This window comes from Paenibacillus polygoni (genome assembly GCF_030263935.1).
GTDB lineage: Bacteria > Bacillota > Bacilli > Paenibacillales > Paenibacillaceae > Paenibacillus > Paenibacillus polygoni.
This window is the reverse complement of record NZ_CP127162.1, coordinates 629836-650507: the sequence shown is the minus strand read 5'-3', so window position 1 is coordinate 650507 and position 20672 is coordinate 629836. Positions and strand designations below refer to the sequence as shown.

At 46.2% G+C, this 20672-nt stretch carries 13 protein-coding genes, 3 rRNA genes and 1 riboswitch; all 16 genes read right to left on the bottom strand.

The window, feature by feature from the left end:
* Positions 1–588 precede the first annotated feature (588 nt).
* The 16 genes from purF to QPK24_RS03075 all read right to left on the bottom strand — a co-directional run bounded on the left by purF (position 589) and on the right by QPK24_RS03075 (position 20350).
* A complete protein-coding gene (gene purF / locus QPK24_RS03150) occupies positions 589–2070 on the bottom strand; it encodes an amidophosphoribosyltransferase (RefSeq protein ID WP_285746094.1) in 1482 nt (493 codons plus the stop codon).
* Positions 2055–4298 carry a phosphoribosylformylglycinamidine synthase subunit PurL gene (gene purL / locus QPK24_RS03145; RefSeq protein ID WP_285746093.1) on the bottom strand — a complete coding sequence of 748 codons (2244 nt, stop codon included), beginning with the start codon at positions 4296–4298 and terminating at the stop codon, positions 2055–2057. Before purL ends, purF begins: the two co-directional genes overlap by 16 nt.
* Positions 4276–4965 carry a phosphoribosylformylglycinamidine synthase subunit PurQ gene (gene purQ, locus QPK24_RS03140; protein WP_285746091.1) on the bottom strand — a complete coding sequence of 230 codons (690 nt, stop codon included), beginning with the start codon at positions 4963–4965 and terminating at the stop codon, positions 4276–4278. Before purQ ends, purL begins: the two co-directional genes overlap by 23 nt.
* A 3-nt stretch (positions 4966–4968) precedes the next feature.
* Complete coding sequence (gene purS / locus QPK24_RS03135; RefSeq protein WP_191802743.1) at positions 4969–5214, bottom strand: phosphoribosylformylglycinamidine synthase subunit PurS; 246 nt, start codon at positions 5212–5214, stop codon at positions 4969–4971.
* 603 nt (positions 5215–5817) lie between these two features.
* Positions 5818–6687, bottom strand: a complete 870-nt coding sequence (locus QPK24_RS03130) for a phosphoribosylaminoimidazolesuccinocarboxamide synthase (protein ID WP_285746088.1) — start codon at positions 6685–6687, stop codon at positions 5818–5820.
* Between the two features lie 149 nt (positions 6688–6836).
* Positions 6837–8132, bottom strand: coding sequence for an adenylosuccinate lyase (purB, locus tag QPK24_RS03125; protein ID WP_285746086.1), 1296 nt, complete (start codon positions 8130–8132; stop codon positions 6837–6839).
* On the bottom strand, positions 8129–9343 hold the full coding sequence (gene purK / locus QPK24_RS03120) for a 5-(carboxyamino)imidazole ribonucleotide synthase (protein ID WP_285746084.1): 1215 nt from the start codon (positions 9341–9343) through the stop codon (positions 8129–8131). Before purK ends, purB begins: the two co-directional genes overlap by 4 nt.
* Positions 9340–9825, bottom strand: a complete 486-nt coding sequence (gene purE / locus QPK24_RS03115; protein ID WP_285746082.1) for a 5-(carboxyamino)imidazole ribonucleotide mutase — start codon at positions 9823–9825, stop codon at positions 9340–9342. The genes purK and purE overlap by 4 nt, the downstream gene beginning before the upstream one ends.
* A 165-nt stretch (positions 9826–9990) precedes the next feature.
* A riboswitch (purine riboswitch) is annotated at positions 9991–10092 on the bottom strand.
* A gap of 253 nt (positions 10093–10345) precedes the next feature.
* Positions 10346–10780, bottom strand: coding sequence for a universal stress protein (locus QPK24_RS03110; RefSeq protein WP_285746080.1), 435 nt, complete (start codon positions 10778–10780; stop codon positions 10346–10348).
* Between the two features lie 65 nt (positions 10781–10845).
* Positions 10846–11133: a DUF1294 domain-containing protein gene (locus QPK24_RS03105; protein WP_407082949.1), complete on the bottom strand. Its 288-nt coding sequence runs from the start codon at positions 11131–11133 to the stop codon at positions 10846–10848.
* Positions 11134–11369: 236 nt separating this feature from the next.
* Entirely contained in the window at positions 11370–11507 is a 138-nt protein-coding gene (locus QPK24_RS03100; protein ID WP_201450772.1) for a hypothetical protein, read from the bottom strand.
* A gap of 93 nt (positions 11508–11600) precedes the next feature.
* Positions 11601–13742 (bottom strand): DNA topoisomerase III, encoded by a 2142-nt coding sequence (locus tag QPK24_RS03095; RefSeq protein ID WP_285746076.1) that lies wholly within the window; start codon positions 13740–13742, stop codon positions 11601–11603.
* A gap of 165 nt (positions 13743–13907) precedes the next feature.
* The gene (locus QPK24_RS03090; protein ID WP_285749057.1) at positions 13908–14906 is read right to left on the bottom strand and encodes a ketoacyl-ACP synthase III; all 999 of its coding nucleotides are present in this window, start codon (positions 14904–14906) and stop codon (positions 13908–13910) included.
* 271 nt (positions 14907–15177) lie between these two features.
* Positions 15178–15294: ribosomal RNA gene (rrf, locus tag QPK24_RS03085) — 5S ribosomal RNA — on the bottom strand.
* Between the two features lie 203 nt (positions 15295–15497).
* Positions 15498–18428: ribosomal RNA gene (locus QPK24_RS03080) — 23S ribosomal RNA — on the bottom strand.
* A 370-nt stretch (positions 18429–18798) separates the two neighbouring features.
* A 16S ribosomal RNA gene (locus QPK24_RS03075) occupies positions 18799–20350 on the bottom strand.
* Together the 16S, 23S and 5S rRNA genes form the textbook arrangement of a ribosomal RNA operon.
* Positions 20351–20672: the final 322 nt, after the last annotated feature.

The following is a 20672-nucleotide window of genomic DNA, read 5'->3' as shown; positions in this document are numbered from 1 at the left end:
GTTCTTGCTATGTTTACGTTGGTGATTGGATCGCTAATGGTCTTTCAGACCGGCTTACATGTGGCTCATCGTGCACAAGTGCAAGTGCCTTCACGCTTTGCGCGTGTTAGCTCCGCTGAATCTCCCTGTTCGCCTGCGGCAAATGCAGGGATTCTCGGCTTCGCCAAGTGCAGCGCTGCGCGCGTAGCTCCGCTAGGAAGTCCTCCTGTTTGCCTGCGGCAAATGCAGTGGCTTCCTTTGCTGCGCAAGTGCCTTCACGCTTTGCGCGTGTTAGCTCCGCCGAATCTCCCTGTTTGCCTGCGGCAAATACGGGGATTCTCGGCTTCGCCAAGAGCTGCGCTGCGCGCGTAGCTCCGCTAGGAAGTCCTCCTGTTTGCCTGCGGCAAATGCAGTGGCTTCCTTGGCTACGCAAGTGCTTTCACGCTTCCCGCGTGTTAGCTCCGCCGAATCTCCCTGTTTGCCTGCGGCAAATGCAGGGATTCTCAGCTTCGCAAGAGCTGCGCTTCGCGCCGGCTCCTCAAGAGATCATCCCCTATTTGCGTTGCAAAGACAGGGTGATTCTTCCTCGAGCTTTCTATGCTGCGTAGCTTAGCAACCGCAGCCGGCCTTCGCCCCTTCTTTAAAATTCAGGGTCGTTGGATAATCATTATCAAAGCAGGCAAGGCATAAGCCGCCCTTATATTCATCTTGATGATTGCCTTTAATCGAAGCAATCAGGCCCTCGGGACTTAGGAAAGACAAGGAATCCGCATTAATCTCTCTGCAAATCTCTTCAACCGATCTGGAAGAAGCAATGAGTTCATCTCGATTTGGTGTATCGATCCCGTAGAAACAAGGATTTTTAAACGGAGGTGAGGTAATCCGTACATGTACCTCCGTTGCTCCTGCATCACGCAGCATATTGACGATCCGGCGCGATGTCGTTCCCCGCACGATGGAATCATCAATCATAACCACACGTTTACCTTCTACTACCCGGCGTACAGCACTCAGCTTCATCTTCACGCCCTGCTCTCGCAGTTCCTGACTTGGCTGAATAAATGTACGACCTGTATATTTGTTCTTAATCATTCCAAGCTCATACGGAATGCCCGTTTGCTCTGCATATCCTATCGCTGCCGATATACTAGAGTCCGGTACCCCTGTTACTACATCAGCATCAACAAAGGATTCAAGCGCCATTTGGCTGCCCATCCGTTTTCTTGCTGCGTGCTGGTTAGAACCATTCATATCACTATCTGGACGAGCAAAGTAGATATACTCCATTGCACAAAGTGCTTTCCGGTGCTTTTGCTCTTCAAAACGATCTTCATGAAGTCCGTTTTCATCTAAGATCAGCAGCTCGCCAGGCTCAATGTCACGGATCAGTTCCGCGCCAATGGTCTCCAGTGCACAAGTCTCGGAAGCAAAAATATAAGCATCCCCGAGCTTGCCCATCGTCAGCGGACGAAGTCCGTGTGGATCAGATGCTACGAGCAGACGATCGTTCGTCATAATCAGAAAAGCATATCCCCCCACGATTCGGCGGAAAGCATCTTTTGCTGCCTCGACTAAATCCTTCGATGACCGCGCAATCAGGTGAGCAATCACTTCTGTATCGCTGGTTGTTTGAAAAATCGAACCGCTTTGCTCCAGTTCCTTACGGATTTCGGGCGCATTCACGATATTACCATTCGTCGCAACGGCAAGATCGCCGTCACGATATTTAAATACAAGCGGCTGTGCATTCGTCAGTTTGCTGTCTCCACTAGTGGAGTAGCGCACATGACCTATGGAGATATCTCCAGTCAACGTAGCCATAAGATCTTTTGTAAATACTTCTTTTACAAGTCCCATCCCGCGGTGGTAATGGAACTCATTACCGTCACTAACACACATGCCGGCACTTTCTTCTCCACGATGCTGAAGGGCGTGAAGTCCGTAATAGGATAAAGAAGCGGCTTCAGGGTGTCTATACACCCCGAAAACCCCGCATTCCTCTTTTAATTTATCGAAAAGTCCTTCTTTACCCGAACCTTCGTTGTAATAGTCACCTGTCCAGAACTTCGGAACGCTTACTTCATCAGACATGGAATAACATCCTCCCAGACCTGTTTCAGAACCGCTACCGATTCGTCCACAGCTGATGTACCGTTCAACTCCACTGTTAGATTGCTGCCTGTTACTTGTCCGATCACTTGTACAGGAACCCCGTTATTTTTCACAAATGCTTCTAAAGCTTCTGCATTTTCTTTTGTTGCTGTCAGCAAGATTCGAGACTGGCTTTCACTAAACAAAGCATGATCTTTGCGAAGCTCTGTTGCCATACTTACCTTAGCCCCTTTACCGCCGCTGATACAGCTTTCCGCTAGAGCAACAGCGAGACCGCCCTCAGATAAATCATGTGCAGACTCGACAAGTCCTTTTTGAATCGCGCCAAGTACTGTATCTAGAAGTGCTTTCTCTGTAGCCAGATCCAGTTTCGGCGGACGTCCTTCAGTTACACCATGAACCGCATACTGGAATTCACTGCCGCCAAGTTCAGCGAAAGTATCTCCGAGCAAGAGAATAACGTCTTCCTCGTTTTTGAAACCTTGTGTCGTAATATGATCTGTATCATGTACGAGACCCACCATACCAACAACCGGCGTTGGATAGATTGCTCCTTTAGCATTTTCGTTGTACATACTTACGTTACCGCCGATAACTGGTGTTCCAAGTACGTTACAAGCTTCTGCCATACCGTCTACGGATTTTTCCATTTGCCAGAAAATATCCGGTTTCTCAGGAGAACCAAAGTTTAGGTTATCTGTAATTGCCAGTGGTTCTGCACCAGAGCAGACAATGTTACGAGCAGCTTCGCTGACTGCAATTTTTCCGCCCACTTCTGGGTCTAGATATACGTAACGTCCGTTACAATCAGTTGTCATAGCAAGTCCTTTGCGTGTTCCATGAACGGTTACCACCGCTGCATCGGAACCAGGACGAACGGCTGTACTTGTCCGAACCATATAGTCATATTGGTTGTATACCCACGCCTTGCTTGAAACGGTCGGCGAGGACAATACCGTTTTTAGAGCGCCTGTAAGATCCGACACTTCTTCATAACGAAGGGTGTCGATTTTTCCATTTTCAACATAATATTCAGGAACAGCTGAAGGTTTGTTGTACACCGGACATTCGTCAACAAGTGCATGAACTGGCATGTCGCCAACAACCTCGCCGTGATGATATAGTTTGAGTCTTCCATCATCGGTTACTTTACCAACTTTGGCGCAGATAACGCCCCAACGTTCAAAGATTTCCATCGCTTGTGCTTCATCTTTTGGCTCAACAACGAACAGCATCCGCTCTTGAGATTCAGACAGCATCATTTCATAAGGAGTCATACCTTCTTCACGCTGCGGTACTTGATCAAGGTATAGTTCTAGACCATTTCCCGCTTTACTTGCCATCTCCGCACTAGAACATGTAAGTCCCGCTGCGCCCATATCCTGAATACCAAGCACGATACCGGAGTCGATCAGTTCAAGACAAGATTCCATAACGAGTTTTTCCATGAATGGATCGCCAACTTGAACTGCGGTACGCTTGGATTCGGACTCTTCCGTAAGTTCAACAGAAGCAAATGTTGCCCCGTGAATTCCATCACGGCCCGTAGGAGGCCCCACATAAAACACAGGGTTACCTACCCCTTTAGCTACACCGCGCTGGATTTTATCATGATCGATCAGTCCAACACACATTGCATTCACGAGCGGATTACCGTCATAGCTCTCATCGAACATTACTTCGCCGCCAACGGTTGGAATCCCGATACAGTTACCATAGCCAGCAATACCGGAGACAACATGTTCGAACAAATACTTCACACGGTCGCTTTCGAGTTTACCGAAACGCAGGGAGTTCAGTGTTGCAATCGGTCTTGCTCCCATTGAGAAAATATCGCGGATAATCCCGCCCACACCTGTTGCAGCACCTTGGAAAGGTTCAACTGCGGATGGATGGTTATGACTTTCGATTTTAAATACAACTGCTTGATTATCACCGATGTCAACGATTCCGGCACCTTCCCCAGGTCCCATGAGAACACGTTCTCCTGTCGTTGGGAAACGGCGAAGCAATGGTTTTGAGTTCTTGTATGCACAGTGCTCAGACCACATTACACTGAATACGCCGATCTCTGTATAGTTAGGCTGACGTCCCATAAAGGATACGATCAGATCATACTCACTGTCCGAAACGCCCATTTGCTGATAAAGTTTATGCTCCGCAACCTGTGCTGCGGTTGGTTCTTTAACGGATACTTGCTGCGTCATGTTGATCCCTCCAAGCATTCAAAATCGAAGTAAACATACGTTTGCCATCCGTTGTTCCAAGCACTTCGTTTACGGCACGTTCCGGATGAGGCATCATGCCAACGACGTTACCGGCTTTGTTGCTGACACCGGCGATGTTATTTAAAGATCCGTTATGGTTATTTTTATAAGTAAAGACGATCTGGTTATTTTCAGTAATCTCAGCCAGTGTCTCTTCATCACAGTAATAGTTACCTTCCCCGTGTGCGATCGGAATGACGATTTCTTCGCCTGCCTCATATTCGCGAGTGAACGGAGTATTGTTGTTTTCCACTTTAAGTACCGCATCATGACAAATGAACTTCATCCCTTCGTTGCGAAGGAGTGCACCTGGCAGGAGACCCGCTTCCGTCAGGATTTGGAATCCGTTGCAGATTCCGATGATATATTTGCCTTGTTCTGCTGCTTTAGCTACTTCATTCATGACAGGAGCAAAGCGAGAGATCGCTCCGCATCTGAGATAATCACCATAGGAGAAACCTCCAGGAACGATGATACAATCGTAAGCTGACAAATCCGTCGCCGTATGCCATACATAATCGACCGTTTGTCCAATCGTTTCCTCTACTGCTTTGTAACAGTCGATATCACAGTTGGAACCCGGAAACACAAGAACTGCAAATTTCATGGATTAACCCTCCAATTCAAAGCGATAGTCTTCTACAACTGTGTTTGCGAGCAGTTTCTCACACATCACTTTTACGCGTTCTTCTGCTTCCTTTTTATCACTTGTATCTAAAGTAAGTTCAAGGTATTTCCCAATTCGTACACTGTCCACTTCTGCAAAACCCATGGAATGAAGTGCTCCTTGCACCGCAACCCCTTGTGGATCTAGCACGCTTTGTTTGATCGTTACGTATACAGTAGCTTTTATCATAATCGGAAGTTCCTCCTAAGGAATGGTAAAAGATTTTGGTAGTAGTCGTTACAGGCTTGCGATTAACTGTGATGATATAAAATTTAATTGTTTTTCAAAATCTAGTATCGTTAAGATTCTATCTATTTATGAATCTATCAATATTTCAGGCCGTGCCCGATCTCTCATTCATTGCACCAAATAGATATGAGGTTAAAAACTTCTTATCTTAATGATTTATGGGATGAAGTATTAGGTCGCGTTTGACCGTTGTTTGCCGAGCCGCATCCTTTTATCTACACTCTAATCTACGTTTTGTTGCTTTTCTTTACCTTCACACTCTCTTTAACGCCTTCAAATGAGAGAGTGTTCATCTGGACTCGTTGTTGGTTTGCTTTTTATTGCTAACCATTGCTATTGCCCTTGCTATTATTGTCCTCTGCCCTTGCTTCTTGCCTTTGCTTTTAGCTTTTGCTTCTTGCTTTTGCTCTTGCTCTTAGTCTCTTCTCTTCCCTGCTAGGCCGAAATATTCAAATCCCGAACGACTTTTGGCGAAGCCAACCGGAGTGAGGGAGTTGAATATGAGGCCTTCAACTGGAGTGAGGGAGTTGAATATGAGGCCTCCTATATCAATCGGTTCATAATATCCATATAGCGGGCTGATGTTGCTTCCACCACATGCTGCGGAAGCGGATCAGGCTGACTATTTTTATCCCAATCGGTAGAAGAAAGGTACGTTCTTACTGGTTCCTTGTCCATACTGTCGATTTCTACATCCAGCGCGTAATTCTCTTTTGCCCAGAATCTTGAAGCATCCGGTGTAAAAATCTCGTCGATGAGAATCACTTTTCCATCTACCATACCGAATTCAAACTTGCAGTCTGCTAAGATAATGCCACGCTTCTCGCAATAATCTCTTGCATAGGCGTAAAGTTCAAGGCTTTTCGCTTCGAGTTCCTGAGCCAGCTCTTTTCCAACCATCTCTTCCATCTGAGCCATTGAGATATCTTCATCATGACCGACATCATTTTTGGCAGCAGGCGTGAAAATCGGCTGTTCCAGCTTGGAATTCTTACGCAGTCCCTGCGGAAGCTGAATTCCGTTCACGGTTCCTGAAGCTTCGTATTGTCTCCAGCCGCCGCCTGTAATATAGCCGCGAACAACACACTCGATATCAATACGTTCTGCTTTGCGGGTAACCATGATGCGATCTTTTAACTGCTCTTTATCCTTGACCACGTCACCAAGCAACTCAACATCGGTATGAACAACATGGTTCTCCATCCAATCTTTTGTCTGCTCGAACCAGAATGCACTCAGGCGGTTAAGAACGTTCCCCTTCTCAGGGACAGCCGGCTCAAGTATATAGTCAAATGCGGAAATGCGGTCCGTTACAACAATCAGATAATGTTCGCCAAGATCATATAATTCACGAACTTTTCCTTTGTATAACAGCGGTGCGTTTACGAGCTCTACCGCGGTTGATAGTGTCATAGCCTGAATCACTCCACAACTTTATATTTAGAAAATCGATCTGCCTTCTCATTTTCTTATAAAGCGTCAAAGGCAGATCAGGAATCATGTTACTAAAGAACAAATATCAATTCATATCATGCTAAGGCTACTACATGCTATCTTCGTTTCTAATTCAGACCAAGCTTCGCAAAAATCGTATCCACATGCTTCAGGTGCCATGCTGGGTTAAATGCATCTTCAATTTCTTCTGCACTCAGCACTTCCGTGATCTCTGGTGTAGATTCTACAATCTCACGGAACTGACGCTGTGTTTCCCATGCTTCCATTGCCCGTGGCTGAACCGTGTCATACGCTTGCTCACGGCTGAACCCTTTGTCGATCAGCTTCGTCATAATGCGGCCGGAGAAAGGAACACCATATGTTCTAGCCATGTTACGTTTCATATTCTCTGGGAATACCGTCAGGTTCTTAATGATGTTACCAAAACGGTTCAACATATAATTCAGCAGCATCGTTGCATCCGGTAAGATGACACGTTCAGCAGAAGAGTGAGAGATGTCGCGCTCATGCCAGAGCGTTACGTTCTCGTAAGCAGTCAGCATATGTCCGCGGATAACGCGGGACAGACCGGAAATATTTTCGCTGCCGATTGGGTTACGTTTATGCGGCATCGCAGATGAACCTTTTTGACCTTTAGCAAAAGCCTCTTCCACTTCACGGAACTCACTCTTCTGAAGCGCACGCACTTCTGTTGCAAATTTGTCGAGTGATGTTGCGATTAGAGCGAGAGTAGCCATGTATTCCGCATGACGATCACGCTGCAGTGTTTGGGTAGAGATTGGAGCTGCTTTTGTTCCAAGTTTCTTACATACAAACTCCTCAACAAAAGGATCGATGTTTGCGTACGTTCCAACCGCACCTGAAATTTTACCAAATTGTACATTGTCAGCTGCACGGCGGAACCGCTCCAAATTCCGTTTCATTTCTTCGTACCAAAGTGCCATTTTCAGACCAAAAGTAGTCGGCTCTGCGTGTACACCATGCGTACGTCCCATCATCGGGGTATGTTTGTATTCGATCGCTTTGTCTTTCAAGATTTCAATGAAATTCAAGATATCTTTTTCCAAAATTTCATTTGCTTGACGAAGCAGATAACCATTCGCTGTATCCACTACGTCCGTAGAAGTTAAACCGTAATGCACCCATTTGCGCTCTTCGCCTAAGCTCTCCGATACCGTACGAGTAAAAGCAATCACGTCATGGCGCGTTTCTTTCTCAATTTCATAGATCCGCTCAATATCGAAACTTGCATTTTTCCGAAGTAACTCCGCATCTTCTTTAGGAATAACACCAAGTTCTACCCATGCTTCGCAAGCGCAAAGTTCAACTTCTAACCAAGCTTGAAATTTATTCTCTTCCGTCCAAATAGCCCTCATTTCGGGTCTGCTATAACGTTCAATCATGAATTTTGATTCCTCCAAATATTCGTTTTCTCAATCCACATCATTGCATGCTGCACATCGTGGCATAAGAGATTAATATGTCCCATTTTACGTCCTGTTTTTGCTTCCGCTTTTCCATACAGATGAAGTTTAGCCGCTATACCCAGTTCCTCTGCTTCCGGGTCGGATACAGAAAAGCGATCTACTACTTCTTCCATATGTTCGCCAAGTACATTGACCATAACCACAGGACTTAATAACGTTGTATCTGCAAGAGGCAAACCACAGATCGCTCTTACATGCTGCTCGAACTGAGTTGTCGTACAAGCTTCCATCGTATAGTGTCCTGAGTTATGAGGACGCGGAGCCAGTTCATTAACGTAAAGTTTCCCATCCTCTGTAACAAATAGCTCTACAGCCAGCAGCCCTACAACCTGTAAGGATTCAGCAAGCTGTGAAGCAAGATGCTGTGCTTCGAGCTGAAGCTCGGAAGATACTCTGGCAGGTACAATAGAGGTATGAAGAATATTGTTTACATGGATGTTTTCTGCCGGCGGAAATGTTTTGGTCTGCCCTTGCGGATTACGCGCTGCAACGACAGAGATTTCACAAGTAAAAGGAACAAACTGCTCAAGAACAAGTTCCACTGAAGATCCGCCCAGTTCCTCATATGCGCGAAGTGCTGCCTCTTTCTCACGAATCACTCGCTGACCTTTTCCATCATAGCCGCCAGTGACTGTCTTAAGTACACAAGGTACACCGAGCGCTTCCACTGCTTCTTCCATGTCCGCCGCACTTTTCACTTCCCGGTAAGGAGCAACAGGAACACCTGCAGCTTCTATAGCTTGTTTCTCTCTAAGTCTGTGCTGTGTTGTGTACAGCAGCTTACTTCCTTGAGGAACATAAGATTCTTCTTCTAAAAGAGCTGCAACCTCTGCATCTACATTCTCGAATTCATAGGTGATAACATCGCACCGTCTTGCAAGCTCACGAGCCGCATCTTGGTCACTGTAATCCGCAACAATCTGCTCCGCAATCTGACCACAGGGAGATGCATGGGCCGGATCTAAAGTAATGAACCGGTATCCCATCGCAGCTCCTGAGAGAGTCATCATGCGTCCAAGCTGTCCACCGCCCAGTACCCCTATAACTGAACCTGGTTTCAGTACTTTACTCTCTGAATCAATCACGTTCCGTTCAGTCACTACTCTGCTAGTTGTGTTCTGACTCATAAAGTGTCACTGCTTTCTAGGACTTCAGTGCGAATCCGATCTCTTCTTTCTGTTACACGTTTTGCAATCTCCGGGTCAAAGGAGCTGATCATCTGTGCAGCCAGCAGCCCAGCGTTTATTGCACCTGCTTTTCCTATCGCTACGGTAGCCACAGGAATGCCGCCCGGCATTTGCACGATGGATAGCAGAGAATCCAGACCACTTAGAGCTTTTGTCTGTACAGGAACACCAATGACAGGCACGACCGTTTTGGATGCTACCATCCCAGGTAAGTGCGCAGCGCCTCCCGCTCCGGCAATAATGACCTTGATTCCACGTTCATAAGCAGACTCTGCATATTCAAACATAAGATCTGGCGTACGATGAGCAGAGACTACCTTTTTCTCATAAGAAAGGCCAAGTTCCTCGAGTACTTCACATGCATGCGACATGGTTTCCCAATCTGATTTGCTTCCCATAATAACACCGACTTGCACTGACATCCAATCCTCTCCCTTGTCCCTTGATCCAAACTCTATTTAAAAATAAAAACCGAAATCCTTGAGATGATTATCAATTCACGGATTCCGGACAGTTTACAGAAGATACCTGTATTCCTCTTTATAACATGGGAAAATATCAGTCATGAACTGCAGTTTCCTATGCTGTAAAAGTACAGATACCCTCGTAGTCCGGAAATTTTCGGTTCCCAGGTAGATACTTCCGGGCCATATCCCCGGCTTTATACGAGTCATTTATATGGTTTTAATAAAATTCACATTTTTATTTACACAAACGTTTACGTCTACGTTTACGTACTTTACCTTTCATAGTTTACCAATCCACTACACCGGATGTCAACTTAAAGGCGAACATTCTGTAGGACAATAATTATATTGTTCGGAATTGTTGTAACTAAATAAAATAAAAAAACCAGTAACTACCACATAGAATGATAGATGCTGGTTTTATGCATTTATTTGTATGGAATGTACTTTTTCTAAATATGTTGTATACGTTTGCTTATTTTACAATAAGAACCGGAATACTTACTTCCTGGGCAACGCGGTGGCTGACACTTCCGAGCATAAACTCACGTATTCCGCTGAGCCCGCGGCTGCCGATGACAATCAAATCAATATCATTTTGCTTAATATATTCAATAATCACATCTACTGGGGAGCCTTGAATGAGTTCAACTCGAGCATTCGATCCGACAGCAGCCAACCGTTGTTTGGCCTCATCTACCGTTCGTTCAGCAAGTTCATATACCTCGTTGTTGACGGAAGGCGGGATCGGAGCAAGCCCCTCACCAATAAACACTCTTGGGAAATCATATACGTGTACAACATCCAGAACTGAATTCTCTGACATTTCCGCTAACTCTACTGCCTTTTCAAGTGCTTTATTTGATACCGGTGAGCCATCATAAGCTAATAATATTTTTGAAAATGACATGAGGACCTCCACCTTTCTGTATGTAGTTTTTAACCAATTTTCTTCAAAATTAATCAATACACATCTTAGCTAAGAAAGTATCCATACAGTACGGCATTTATAAACAAAAGAATAGGGATGCCAATCGTAAAGCTGGTATGTTTCGTTTTGTGGCGTTTGCGGTACATCGCAATAAGAATACCGAGTGACCCACCAATTGCGGCAAGCAGGAACAATGTCTTTTCCGGCACCCTGTCTCTTCTTTTCTGGGCCCTTCTCTTATCTTCAGACATCACCAGGTAGGCTACCAAATTAATAAAAACAAACCATACCATAATTCCCTCTCTCACCCGATCACCTCTTTCAGTGAACATTCTAAGTTTCCTTGTTCTCTTCTATTATACCGCTAGCTGGAACACATAGGCAATGAATGTACTCACTGCAAGAGGGGGTAAAGTGGTCATCATTTCACATTTTATTGTAACAAAACCTTGTTATTTTTATGCATAAATCCATGATAAGAAAAACAGCGCTTTAGTTCAAAAGCGCTGCTATTTACTTCAAGTTTTATATAAGCATTTATAAAAGGAAAGCTAACAGGATTTGCCGCTTACGACTCCTGTTTTGGAATTTCGTTCAAACTCGGCGGATATTCTGCTGCCTTTTTCGGACGAAGCGTCTTGCTTTCTTCAAGTATACTTGACTTATTTTGCTGATTTTTCGTTTTTAGCGGCTTATGATGTGGCATTCGTGGATCACCCCCTAAAGTATAGGGTGCCATCCTCTAGTTCCATTATGCGAAGGAAAATTTACATGTTGCCAAAGGAAAGGGGAACTTATTCTATTCCCCTTCTTTTTTCTGCTCCATCGCAGCTTTAAGAAGTTCACCGAGGTTAGAACCGATGGACTCTTTTTTCTCAAATTGCTTCACCAATTTCTGCTGTTCACGCTTATTCACATGCTTCTTCTCTTTATCAAGTGTTTCGGTGATTCCGCAAGGAAGGCACTGGACATACAGTCCTGCTTTTCCTTCTTTAAGTTCCATTTTTTTATGACACTGAGGACAACGGCGATTCGAAAGTCTTTTTTCTGCAGATCGTTTATAACCACAGTCATTTGCAGGGCACACGAGGAATTTTCCACGTTTCGACTTTTTCTCTAATAACCGCGTTCCGCAGTCTGGGCAATGGCTGTTGGAAACGTTATGCGGCTTATATTCCACTGTACTATTTTTCACGCTGCGGACAAGCTCACCCGCCATGGTGCGAATTCCATTTAAAAATGGTTCCGGCTGCCCTTGTCCTTTTGCAATTCGCTCAAGTTCTGCTTCCCATTTCGCAGTTAATTCCGGTGTACGAAGCTGAGGAGCCGCAAGTTCAATCAGCTGTTTACCTTTTCCTGTCGGATGCAGTGAATTTCCTTGGCGTTCAATCGTATCGGAACTAACCAGCTTCTCAATAATATCGGCACGAGTTGCAGGAGTACCAAGACCATGTTTCTCCATTTGACCGAGTAAGGCAGCTTCATTATAACGTTTTGGCGGAAGTGTTCTGCCTGGTTTCACAATGCAGCGCTGAATTTTAAAAGTTTCACCTTCACGAAGTTCCGGAAGCTGCTGTCCGCTTGATTTTCCTTCATGGGATTCTTCTTCTATATCTGTGTCATCCTCATATCCCTCTGCCCCGTAAACTTCACGCCAGCCATGATCTTTTACCGTAGTCCCTTTTACCGTAAGTAATTCTCTTTCCACTTCTAACTTTACTTGTACAGCATCATACCGTGCAGGCCCATAGAATAAACTTATAAATCTTCTTACAATGAGATCATATAGCTTTCGCTCATCCGTAGAGAGTGCATTTAAAATGACCGTTTGCTCTGTTGGAATAATTGCATGGTGATCGCTCACTTTACTATCATCCACAATACGTTTTGTAATAGGAAGTGTCTTACGTAATAATGGGCGTGCCAGTGCACTGTAAGGTCCAACGGCAACACTTTCCAGTCGTTCTTTTAGTGTACCTGTCATATCACTCGTTAAATATCTGCTGTCCGTCCGAGGATACGTAACCAATTTGTGCTGTTCATACAAACGTTGAAGCAGGTTAGAGGTTTGTTTTGCCGAGAATCCGTATTTTTTATTCGCATCTCGTTGCAGTTCTGTAAGATCATAAGCAAGAGGATGAGGTTCCACTTTTTCGCTTTTCTTCACTTGAACGACTTTTGCAGACGCTCCATCTAGTTTTCTTTTCAACTCTTCAGTCCGTGTTTTGTCAAAAATACGTGAGTCTCCTTGAGCTGCACGCCACATGGCCTGGAAATTTCCGAAGTCTGCCGCAATGGTATCGTACTCTTCGGAGCGGAAATTCATAATTTCTTTTTCACGGTCCATAATCATACCAAGAGTCGGCGTTTGAACCCGCCCAGCAGATAGCTGAGCCCCATACTTCACAGTAAGAGCTCTTGTTACATTAAGACCTACCATCCAGTCTGCTTCCGCGCGGCAACGAGCGGATTCATACAAACGATCAAACTGATGTCCAGGCTTTAAGTTAGCAAAACCTTGTTTGATTGCTTTGTCCGTCTGTGAAGAGATCCATAGACGTTTAAAAGGTTTCTTACAATGTGCCATCTGAATGATCCAGCGAGCAAGCAGTTCTCCTTCTCTTGCCGCATCTGTAGCAATAATCAGTTCTTTAATGTCCGATCTTTTCATGAGCTGTGCTACTGCTTTATACTGATGATTCGTCTCCCGAAGCACTTTAAGCTTGGTTTGTTTCGGCAGAATCGGCAAATCTTCTAAATTCCATGTTGCATACTTGCGATCATAATCCTCAGGCTCTGCAAGACCAACCAGATGGCCAAGGGCCCAAGTCACCACATACTGTGGTCCTTCAAAATAACTTTTATGTTTTTCACGGCTTCCCATGACGCGTGCAATCTCACGTGCTACCGAGGGTTTTTCTGCTAATACGAGTACTTTCATAACTCTCCCCTTTCTGCAATACTTCTATTATAACATTCACGTAAAGCGCTGAGAAAATGCTAAAGTATCAGCGTACTCTCTGTAACTCTCTCTTTTTATATAAAAAACAAAAAAGACCTCTTCCTAGCCTATTGCAGCCAGGAGAGATCTTTTTGTACAACTTCTCTATTTCTCTAAATCAGGAACTCCCCAACGGATAATGCTTCCCGCGTAGGTTAGTCCTCCTCCAAAACCAAATAAAAGCATTGTATCATCATATTTCACTCGCCCCTCGTCTAGAGCAAGCTGAATGGCAAGAGGAATAGAAGCTGCCGAGGTATTCCCTCGATATTCTACACTAGTTAAAGTTCGTTCCATTGGTACTGGGCCTTTTTCACAAATAGATTCAATCATACGAAGATTTGCACTATGAGGTACAAACCACTGAATATCAGGTGGAGTTAGACCCGATTTATGAATCAGCTCTCTTGTTTTTTCAGGCACATTACGTACTGCCCATTTATAAACTTCACGGCCATTTTGCACGAGATAGCCATCTTTCTGGAGTTCTTGCCCCTCTATTTGTTCTCCTAAAGCCGTTTTATATAAGTGTATTCCTCCACTACCCTGAGTTCCCGAAGTAGAACCAAGGAAACCAGGCTTATCTTCACTTCTCTCAACAAGAACCGCACCTGCTCCATCTCCAAATAATATACAGGTAGATCGATCCGTGTAATCTGTAATTTTAGACAAAGTTTCAGCACCAACAACGAGAACTTTATGATACATCCCGCTAGTGACCAGTCCGTCTGCCAGTTGTAAACCATATACAAATCCTGCGCAAGCAGCGCTTATATCCATCGTTCCCGTCTGAGCTATATTAAAATAATGCTGTATCCTTGCGGCAGCACTAGGGAAGGTATATTCTGCTGTACTCGTAGCTACAAGAATCATATCTACATCACTAATATCAATATGATATCGCTTCACCATATCTTCAATAGCTTTACAGCTTATATCTGATACGTATTCATGCTCTCCAGCAATGCGTCTCTCCCGCATCCCTGTACGCTGAACAATCCACTCATCATTCGTATCTACGATCTTTTCTAAATCTGAATTGGTTAGCACTTTCTCTGGAACATAGGTACCTATTGCAGTAATTTGCGCTTTAGAATATACGATACGATCACCTTCCCATATTTAATATATGTATTATATCACTAGATACTAGTACCTGGTACTAATTTTTATTATTAGAAGAAAACATCATTATCCTCCAACGTAAAATACCCAAGAGGATATAGATGAATCTTCCCCATCTAAGTCAGTCTTATCAAGTATAAATAGGGTGAAAAGGAAATACAAGTAAAATAAAACCGATTCAATATTAGAATGTAAATAAAAGAAAAAACAAAAAAAGACACTACCTAAATGGCAGTGTCTTTTAACTATTGCTTGGCGACGTCCTACTCTCCCAGGACCCTGCGGTCCAAGTACCATCGGCGCTGGAGGGCTTAACGGTCGTGTTCGGGATGGGTACGTGTGGAACCCCTCCGCTATCGCCACCAAACAGGATTTTCTCAGCTTACGCTTCTCGAAAATCTTCGGAAAATTCATTCGCTCTTCGCGTTTGCTTGGGTTCAACACCGAAGTGTGAATCAAGAAACAAGCGTTTAGTTTCCCTCAAGGATTTGCTCCCTGAAAACTAGATACGAAACAATCTTTGCAATTTATAGCATATGCTTTCGAAGTAGCTTTCCTTCAGAAAGCTTGTAGGATAAGCCCTCGACCGATTAGTACTGGTCAGCTCCATGCATTGCTGCACTTCCACCTCCAGCCTATCTACCTCGTCGTCTTCAAGGGGTCTTACTAAATTGGGAAATCTCATCTTGAGGTGGGCTTCGCGCTTAGATGCTTTCAGCGCTTATCCCTTCCATACATAGCTACCCAGCGATGCTCCTGGCGGAACAACTGGTACACCAGCGGTATGTCCATCCCGGTCCTCTCGTACTAAGGACAGCTCCTCTCAAATTTCCTACGCCCACGACAGATAGGGACCGAACTGTCTCACGACGTTCTGAACCCAGCTCGCGTACCGCTTTAATGGGCGAACAGCCCAACCCTTGGGACCTACTTCAGCCCCAGGATGCGATGAGCCGACATCGAGGTGCCAAACCTCCCCGTCGATGTGGACTCTTGGGGGAGATAAGCCTGTTATCCCCAGGGTAGCTTTTATCCGTTGAGCGATGGCCCTTCCATGCGGTACCACCGGATCACTAAGCCCGACTTTCGTCCCTGCTCGACTTGTAGGTCTCGCAGTCAAGCTCCCTTGTGCCTTTACACTCTGCGAATGATTTCCAACCATTCTGAGGGAACCTTTGGGCGCCTCCGTTACTCTTTAGGAGGCGACCGCCCCAGTCAAACTGCCCGCCTGACACTGTCCTCGCACCGGATTACGGTACCAAGTTAGAACCTAGATACGATCAGGGTGGTATCCCAACGTTGCCTCCACACAAGCTGGCGCTCATGCTTCCTAGGCTCCCACCTATCCTGTACAGATCGTACCCAAATCCAATATCAAGTTGCAGTAAAGCTCCATGGGGTCTTTCCGTCTTGTCGCGGGTAACCTGCATCTTCACAGGTATTAAAATTTCACCGGATCTCTCGTTGAGACAGCGCCCAAGTCGTTACGCCATTCGTGCGGGTCAGAATTTACCTGACAAGGAATTTCGCTACCTTAGGACCGTTATAGTTACGGCCGCCGTTTACTGGGGCTTCGGTTCATAGCTTCGGATGACTCCTAACCACTCCCCTTAACCTTCCAGCACCGGGCAGGCGTCAGCCCGTATACTTCGCCTTGCGGCTTCGCACAGACCTGTGTTTTTGCTAAACAGTCGCTTGGGCCTTTTCACTGCGACCCCCTCGTGCTATTCACACTACCGGGGCACCCCTTCTCCCGAAGTTACGGGGTCATTTTGCCGAGTTCCTTAACGAGAGTTCTTCCGCGCGCCTTAGAATTCTCTTCTCACCTACCTGTGTCGGTTTACGGTACGGGCACCTTCATCTGGCTAGAGGCTTTTCTTGGCAGTCTGAGATCATGACCTTCGCTACTGTAATTTTCACTCCCCATCACAGCCCAGCCTTAATGATGTGCGGATTTGCCTACACATCAGCCTCACTGCTTGGACAGACATCCATCAGTCTGCGTCACTACCCTACTGCGTCCCCCCATCGCTCGTAACGATTTACGGTGGTACAGGAATTTCGACCTGTTGTCCTTCGACTACGCCTTTCGGCCTCGCCTTAGGTCCCGACTTACCCTGAGCGGACGAGCCTTCCTCAGGAACCCTTAGGTTTTCGGCGGATCAGATTCTCACTGATCTTTTCGTTACTCATACCGGCATTCTCACTTGTATACAGTCCAGCAGTCCTTCCGGTCTACCTTCAACCCGGTATACAACGCTCCCCTACCCCTGATACATAGTATCAAGCCATAGCTTCGGTGGTGTGTTTAGCCCCGTTACATTTTCGGCGCAGAGTCACTCGACCAGTGAGCTATTACGCACTCTTTAAATGGTGGCTGCTTCTAAGCCAACATCCTGGTTGTCTGTGCAACTCCACATCCTTTCCCACTTAACACACACTTGGGGACCTTAGCTGATGGTCTGGGCTGTTTCCCTCTTGACAATGGATCTTAGCACTCACTGTCTGACTCCCGGAATACAAGTCTATGGCATTCGGAGTTTGACTGAGCTTGGTAACCCTTGCGGGCCCCGCACCCAATCAGTGCTCTACCTCCACGACTTACTTAATCCGAGGCTAGCCCTAAAGCTATTTCGGGGAGAACCAGCTATCTCCGAGTTCGATTGGAATTTCTCCGCTACCCCCACCTCATCCCCGCACTTTTCAACGTGCGTGGGTTCGGGCCTCCAGTGCGTGTTACCGCACCTTCACCCTGGACAGGGGTAGATCACACGGTTTCGGGTCTACGTCCACGTACTATGTCGCCCTATTCAGACTCGCTTTCGCTGCGGCTACGGCTTTTCACCTTAACCTTGCACGGGAACGTAACTCGCCGGTTCATTCTACAAAAGGCACGCCATCACCCATAAAACGGGCTCTGACTTTTTGTAAGCACACGGTTTCAGGTTCTATTTCACTCCCCTTCCGGGGTGCTTTTCACCTTTCCCTCACGGTACTGCTTCACTATCGGTCGCTAGGGAGTATTTAGCCTTGGCAGATGGTCCTGCCGGATTCATACGAGGTTTCACGTGCCTCGCACTACTCGGGATCCGTCTCGGAGGGAACAGACTTTTGACTACAGGGCTTTTACCTTCTCTGGCGGGCCTTTCCAGACCTCTTCAACTAACCTACTCCTTTGTAACTCCATGTGAGACGTCCCACAACCCCAACCAGCAAGCTGATTGGTTTGGGCTAATCCGCGTTCGCTCGCCGCTACTGACGGAATCACTATTGTTTTCTCTTCCTCAGGGTACTTAGATGTTTCAGTTCCCCTGGTATGCCTTCAACCACCCTATGTGTTCAGGTGGAGATAACTATCCATTACGATAGCTGGGTTTCCCCATTCGGACATCCCCGGATCAAAGCTTGCGTACAGCTCCCCGAGGCAGTATCGTTGTTCGCCACGTCCTTCATCGGCTCCTAGCGCCTAGGCATCCTCCGTGTGCTCTTAATAGCTTAACCATATTGTTCGGTGTTTTGGCTGAATCTCTCCAGTTGGCTTCGCCAAAAGTCGTTCTTCATCCAAAAACCTCACTCAGCAATCTATTAATCTTCACTTGTTTAACACAAGTTCAGCTTAAAGGATATTTCTAAAATCGCAAAATTGTTTCGTTATCTAGTTTTCAATGAGCAAAGCTGTTTCACCGAAACAGCGACCATGGAATTTTGGTCTAACACAAACTGTGTAGATAAAATTACATGTCTTTTTTGAGAGATTAAACTCTCAAAACTGAACAACGAGTGAGTGTTACTTTGCTTCTGCAAAGTGGTCCGCCGACTTTCGTCGTACGTATATTTGAATGTTTCCGTTTCAGGAAACGATTCTCCATAGAAAGGAGGTGATCCAGCCGCACCTTCCGATACGGCTACCTTGTTACGACTTCACCCCAATCATCTACCCCACCTTCGACGGCTGGCTCCTTGCGGTTACCCCACCGGCTTCGGGTGTTGTAAACTCTCGTGGTGTGACGGGCGGTGTGTACAAGACCCGGGAACGTATTCACCGCGGCATGCTGATCCGCGATTACTAGCAATTCCGACTTCATGCAGGCGAGTTGCAGCCTGCAATCCGAACTGAGACCGGCTTTTAAGGATTTGCTCCACCTCGCGGCTTTGCTGCCCGTTGTACCGGCCATTGTAGTACGTGTGTAGCCCAGGTCATAAGGGGCATGATGATTTGACGTCATCCCCACCTTCCTCCGGTTTGTCACCGGCAGTCACCTTAGAGTGCCCACCCAAAGTGCTGGCAACTAAGATCAAGGGTTGCGCTCGTTGCGGGACTTAACCCAACATCTCACGACACGAGCTGACGACAACCATGCACCACCTGTCTCCTCTGTCCCGAAGGAAAGGCCTATCTCTAGACCGGTCAGAGGGATGTCAAGACCTGGTAAGGTTCTTCGCGTTGCTTCGAATTAAACCACATACTCCACTGCTTGTGCGGGTCCCCGTCAATTCCTTTGAGTTTCAGTCTTGCGACCGTACTCCCCAGGCGGAATGCTTAATGTGTTAACTTCGGCACCAAGGGTATCGAAACCCCTAACACCTAGCATTCATCGTTTACGGCGTGGACTACCAGGGTATCTAATCCTGTTTGCTCCCCACGCTTTCGCGCCTCAGCGTCAGTTACAGCCCAGAAAGTCGCCTTCGCCACTGGTGTTCCTCCACATCTCTACGCATTTCACCGCTACACGTGGAATTCCACTTTCCTCTTCTGTACTCAAGTTATCCAGTTTTGGGTGCGACCCGAGGTTGAGCCCCGGGATTAAACACCCAACTTAAACAACCGCCTGCGCGCGCTTTACGCCCAATAATTCCGGACAACGCTTGCCCCCTACGTATTACCGCGGCTGCTGGCACGTAGTTAGCCGGGGCTTTCTTCTCAGGTACCGTCACTCCTTGAGCAGTTACTCTCAAGGACGTTCTTCCCTGGCAACAGAGCTTTACGATCCGAAAACCTTCATCACTCACGCGGCGTTGCTCCGTCAGACTTTCGTCCATTGCGGAAGATTCCCTACTGCTGCCTCCCGTAGGAGTCTGGGCCGTGTCTCAGTCCCAGTGTGGCCGATCACCCTCTCAGGTCGGCTACGCATCGTCGCCTTGGTAGGCCTTTACCCCACCAACTAGCTAATGCGCCGCAGGCCCATCCATAAGTGACAGATTGCTCCGTCTTTCTTTCTTCTCTCATGCGAGAAAAGAACCTATCCGGTATTAGCTACCGTTTCCGGTAGTTATCCCAGTCTTATGGGCAGGTTGCCTACGTGTTACTCACCCGTCCGCCGCTAAGTCTCAGAGAAGCAAGCTTCTCATTAACTCCGCTCGACTTGCATGTATTAGGCACGCCGCCAGCGTTCGTCCTGAGCCAGGATCAAACTCTCCAATAAAGTTATTGAAAAGAGCGATAAGCTCATTTAGAAAATGCTGACGAGAACTTAACGTTCTCTATTCAATTTGTTATGACCAACAAATTGAATTTGTATTAATTCACTCACGAGTTTTACTTGCGTAAAACTCCTCGTTGTTCAGTTTTCAAAGATCAATCTTGCTAACAACTCTCGCCGTCAGCAACTTTTATATCATATCATGTCCGGTTCAGAAATGCAAGCTTTTTTTCGAAGTATTTCAACTTCGTTTTATGAAGCTTGTTATTCAGTGTGTTGCTTACTGACTAACTTCTTGGCCGGAATTAGAATATACCATGCTGAG